Here is a 795-nt window from a genome sequence, read left to right on the forward strand (position 1 = left end):
TAAGTACTACGAAAAACATCAACGCCAGCAGATAAACGATACCCTAAGAAATAAGGATCAACAAATGATAAATTATAATTACGAGATTTTTCTTGCCCCGCACCTAATCCTAAACGAACATATTGACCACGTCCCCCAAGATTACGTTCAGTAACAGAAACTTCAAGTGACATACCAGGACTTGTTCCCCCCGTTGTATACCCCCCTGAAAGAGAGAGATCTCCTGTTGAAGCTTCAACGACATCTATCACCAAAACAACTTGGTCAGATTGCTCGGTAGGAACCATTGAAATATTAACGGCTTTGAAAAAACCTAAACTTTCTAGACGACGTTTTGCCCGCTGTAATAAAGTTTGATTGTAGGCATCTCCTTCATTCAAATCAATCTCACGACGAATGACATAATCACGCGTTTTCTCATTACCACGTATATCAATACGCTGAATATAAGCACGTGTACCCTGTTCAATATTATATAAAATTGAAATTGTATGATTTGCTAAATTACGATTTCCCCGCGGTTCAACTTTAGCAAAAGCATATCCCGAATCAGCAACTTTGTTATTAATAGTTGCAACAGACTGTTCAATATCTTCTGCACTATAAACATTACCTGGCTGGGTTTTAAGCATCCTTTTTACAGATTGAACGTCAATTCCATCAACATCACTTTCAACTTGAATATCACTAATTTTATAACGCGCCCCTTCATCAAGAACAAAAGAAATTTTATACGTATTGCTTGCTGCATCAAAAGTTGCTTTAGAAGAGACTACACGAAAATCTGCATAACCA

1 protein-coding gene is annotated in these 795 nt (G+C 37.4%); it reads right to left on the reverse strand.

Going from position 1 to position 795, the window contains the following annotated elements:
* Positions 1-795, reverse strand: a 795-nt coding sequence (locus ACFIO3_RS14470) for a POTRA domain-containing protein (RefSeq protein WP_375704720.1), incomplete at both ends; no start/stop codon positions are given.

The organism is Bartonella sp. AD328YNZD, assembly GCF_042196425.1.